Annotated in this window: 5 protein-coding genes; all 5 read left to right on the forward strand. The window is 39.7% G+C overall.

Annotated elements, in window-relative coordinates:
- Positions 1–331: 331 nt before the first annotated feature.
- The 5 genes from JHU38_RS12055 (at position 332) to rpmA (ending at position 3,919) form a co-directional block, all read left to right on the forward strand.
- Positions 332–1,129 carry a TrmH family RNA methyltransferase gene (locus JHU38_RS12055; protein ID WP_107580761.1) on the forward strand — a complete coding sequence of 266 codons (798 nt, stop codon included), beginning with the start codon at positions 332–334 and terminating at the stop codon, positions 1,127–1,129.
- A gap of 48 nt (positions 1,130–1,177) precedes the next feature.
- Positions 1,178–2,047, forward strand: coding sequence for a hypothetical protein (locus JHU38_RS12060; protein ID WP_207859401.1), 870 nt, complete (start codon positions 1,178–1,180; stop codon positions 2,045–2,047).
- Positions 2,013–3,089 (forward strand): bifunctional histidinol-phosphatase/imidazoleglycerol-phosphate dehydratase HisB, encoded by a 1,077-nt coding sequence (gene hisB / locus JHU38_RS12065; protein ID WP_107580759.1) that lies wholly within the window; start codon positions 2,013–2,015, stop codon positions 3,087–3,089. The genes JHU38_RS12060 and hisB overlap by 35 nt, the downstream gene beginning before the upstream one ends.
- Positions 3,090–3,294: 205 nt before the next feature.
- The gene (gene rplU, locus JHU38_RS12070) at positions 3,295–3,612 is read left to right on the forward strand and encodes a 50S ribosomal protein L21 (RefSeq protein ID WP_107580758.1); all 318 of its coding nucleotides are present in this window, start codon (positions 3,295–3,297) and stop codon (positions 3,610–3,612) included.
- Between the two features lie 19 nt (positions 3,613–3,631).
- Positions 3,632–3,919: a 50S ribosomal protein L27 gene (rpmA, locus tag JHU38_RS12075; RefSeq protein ID WP_107580757.1), complete on the forward strand. Its 288-nt coding sequence runs from the start codon at positions 3,632–3,634 to the stop codon at positions 3,917–3,919.
- Positions 3,920–4,233 lie beyond the last annotated feature (314 nt).

Consider the following 4,233-nt stretch of genomic DNA (forward strand, 5'->3'; position numbering starts at 1 on the left):
TTTTCAGAATAATGCCACTTTTTTGATGGTATATGTAAAGATAATTCAGGGCACATTAGATATCATCGATACTTGTAAACCTGTCCCCACTAATTTTCTACTGAGCCAATAATCCTATTCATCGAAATTACAGAATAAACATAATACTATAATTCTATTTAAAAACAAATGAATTATAAGAATTCCTATTTAACCCGCATATAAATGAATTAATATTATTTAGTGTATCGCCAACTTTACCATGTAGCAATTTATTGTATCTTTGTGAAAGAATATCGTTGTACGCGGTTAAATGCGGTAATTTTTTACAACGCAAATAGGCTGTTATCTCATGATTAGTAAAGCGAAAATTAAGTTTATAAAATCACTTGAACAGAAGAAGTTCCGACACAAGACAGGGTGTTTTGTAGCCGAAGGCCCTAAGATCAGTGAAGAATTACTCAAGGTGCTTAAACCTCAATTGATTGCCGGCGAACAAGGATGGCTTGACAGGAACGAACCGCTATTAAATCATGTGACAGAGACTTCCGGAAATTCCAATCCTATAGAAGTCATCGCCATAACCCCTGAAGAGTTGAAAAAGATTAGTTTTCTGCAACATCCGCAAGAAGTGTTGGGTATATTTTCTATACCGGATTATTCGGAGCAGGATATCATTCAAAAAGCAACATCGGGACTTGTATTGGCGCTTGACGGTGTTCAAGATCCGGGTAATTTAGGAACCATTATCAGAATTGCGGACTGGTTTGGTATTCATACCGTGTTTTGCAGCCTTCATACAGCCGATGTCTATAATCCTAAAACCGTTCAAGCCACCATGGGAAGTATTGCGCGTGTACAAACCATTTATACCGATTTGGCACAACTCTTTACGCGCTCAGATGGGGCAACGCCTGTATATGGGACTTTTTTGGATGGTACAAATATTTATGAATCAGAGCTTTCAAATAATGGTATCATTATCATGGGTAATGAGGGAAACGGTATTTCCGATGAAATAATGCCGTTTGTTAATCAAAAACTTTATATTCCTAATTACGCGCCTGACCAAGTAACCGCGGAAAGTCTAAATGTTGCAATCGCAACAGCAGTGACATGTGCAGAATTTCGCAGACGCTTAAAGAAATAAATACATGTTCCGTAAAACATAAATCTTTTAATATTACATGACATGAACTTGGAATTTTCAAATAAAGGGGTGAAAGGTTGCGTCAGTTCCGCATTCTCATACATGCTGCGCAATAAGACAGAGGTCTTGCGCCAGTCATACGTGGCCGCAATCGTTTCAGCCATAGCAACCGGTTTTTACATTTACTTACTTTTACCAAGCGAAAGCCTACATCAAATAGCTACTGCCCATCCTATGGTGGCTTTAGGAAGTTTTACCTTTGCAATACTGTTTTCCGCATTGTCGTCGATATGGTATTTCAGCAGGCTGTTAGGCTGCGTAACCGGAAACTACGCCATTATATTTAAGCGCAGCCTCCTATCTTGTTTGCTCATTACAATAGTTTTGCAGTTGGTACTTTTGTGTGGGAATATGCTTCTGATGGGACTCTGGAAAATAATTGATACCCATTCCGTGATCAGCCAGACCGCTTTTGAGATCGTAAAACTATTATTTGTTCTACTTTATATTATATGGCTGCTACCTTTCTGCTATTCCATGATGAGGTATATTCATGAGAAAGAGCTACCGGTTGGCAGCATTTTTAGACAATTATATGTAGAAGGTTTTAAGCATAAAGGTTTTATTGCTTTGACACTATTCGTACTTATTCTAATTTGTTCGGTTGTGTTAGTGATTGTTTTAATGCCGGGGTTAATTCTTATTTTAGAGTACCTGATTCATGAGAAAGGACTGGCAATGGGAGACCCAAATAGTTTACCCCATAACTTTCCTTTCCTGTTGTATCCTACGTTGGCGGTACTATTCTTTATTGGGCAATATGTCTTAGGTTTCTGCTACTACACCATGTATTTTGTTTATCTGTCAATCAAGAAGAGAGTAGATGAAAAAGCAAAGGCTACTATTCATAGATCGTGACGGAACGATCATTACTGAACCGGAAGATGAGCAAATTGATTCGTTTGAGAAACTATGCTTTATGCCCGGAGTCTTTAAGAATCTGCGGTTTATTAAGGAGCGACTTGATTTCAAATTCGTTTTGGTTTCCAACCAAGATGGCTTAGGGACGGCTTCTTTTCCAGAAGAAACCTTTTGGCCCATTCATCATTTTATCATACAAACTCTTCGTGGTGAGGGTATTTTATTTGATGATCAATTGATAGATTGCCATTTTCCCAAAGACCATTCTCCTAATCGTAAACCGGGAACAGGTATGGTACGGAAGTATTTGGACAATCCCGACTATGACATCGCGAACAGCTTTGTTATTGGCGACAGACAAACCGACGTGCAGTTTGCGGCTAATATGGGTTGCAAAGCACTGATTCTCGGGCAAGACGGACTTGATTGGGATAAAATCGCAGAACTGTTGTTTGCCGGAGAGAGAATTGCGGAATACAGCCGTGCGACCCGGGAAACAGACATTTACGTCAAAGTAAACCTGGATGGTACGGGGCTGTGTGATATCGCGACAGGCATAGGATTTTTTGACCACATGCTTGAACAAATAGGTAAACACGGAATGATGGACCTAACGATTCGTACACATGGTGATTTAAATGTGGATGAACACCATACAATTGAAGATACGGCTTTAGCATTAGGGTACTGTATCCGGAAAGCTTTGGGAGATAAACGTGGCATTGAACGTTATGGATATTGCTTGCCTATGGACGATTGTCTATGCCGGATAGCTCTTGATTTCGGAGGTCGGCCATGGCTCGTTTGGGACGCCGATTTTAGTCGGGAGAAGATAGGTGGAATGCCCACTGAAATGTTTTTCCACTTCTTCAAAAGCCTTAGTGACGCCGCCAAGATGAATCTGAACGTCAAAGCAGAAGGCACAAACGAGCATCATAAAATAGAAGGAATATTCAAGGCTTTGGCACGAGCTCTCAAAATGGCTGTGCGTCGGGATATTTATCATTACAACCTTCCCTCAACTAAAGGTATATTATAGAGCGTGCGCTATATAAGTTAAAAATAGCACAAACGGGCGTGTATATTCGTTAATTATCCATAATTCTAAAACCTTGTTGCGTATGTAATAAGGGAATTACTATTTAATTTTTGTAAATTTGCGGCCGATTTAGTTCGTTAAGGCTCAGTGAAGTGTTGGCCAAATGTCAAACGCCTTGCGGAAAAAACCGTTTATAAATAATATAATGTACGCAATCGTAGAAATTAACGGTCAGCAGTTTAAAGTCGAAGAAGGCAAGAAACTCTTCGTAAACCGTCTCAAAGACGCAGAGGCAGGCAAGACTGTTGAATTTGACAAGGTTCTTCTTGTAGATAACGAAGGAGCTGTCACAGTTGGCGCACCTACTGTAAGTGGCGCGAAAGTAGTAGTTGAAGTTGTGAACCCGCTTGTTAAGGGCGACAAGATCATCGTTTTCAAGATGAAGCGTCGCAAGGACTATCGCAAAAAGAATGGTCATCGTCAGCAGTTCACAGAAGTAACAGTAAAATCAGTAATCGCTTAAAACGTAGGAGGAACAAAGAATGGCACATAAAAAAGGTGTAGGTAGTTCTAAGAACGGCCGTGAATCAGCTTCACAAAGATTAGGCGTTAAGATTTGGGGTGGTCAGAAGATCGTAGCCGGCAATATTATCGTTCGCCAGCGTGGTAACAAGCACTTCCCCGGTGAAAATGTAGCTCAGGGCAAAGATGATACTCTGTATGCTTTGACAGATGGTGTTGTTTACTTCCACAAGGGTAAATTCAACAAGAGTACCGTTTCTGTTTTATCACCAGAAGCTTACGCCGCCAAGACTAATGTCGAGGCTTAAAACCAAAACAACTTATTCCAAACAAACATAGAAGTCTGCTCTTTTAGAGTAGGCTTCTACTCATTTTATACCACCACGAATGATGGTCGCCCATTTCACAACCGATTCTTTCTTTCCATCATTCTTTTATTTTTTCACCGAAGTTTAAGTTATATTTTTGTTTTTTTACTAAAATAGAAAACGCTCCTATTGTACGAACGTTAAAGAAATAGTAATTTTGTTTCTTGAAAAGATTCTCAGCCGGCTAGCATTGTAAAAATTTATTGCTGTCCGGTAAAACTTAAATAGCATAGATATCCTTTCGGAATTGCCTT

The organism is Prevotella illustrans (assembly GCF_017426725.1).
GTDB lineage: Bacteria > Bacteroidota > Bacteroidia > Bacteroidales > Bacteroidaceae > Prevotella > Prevotella illustrans.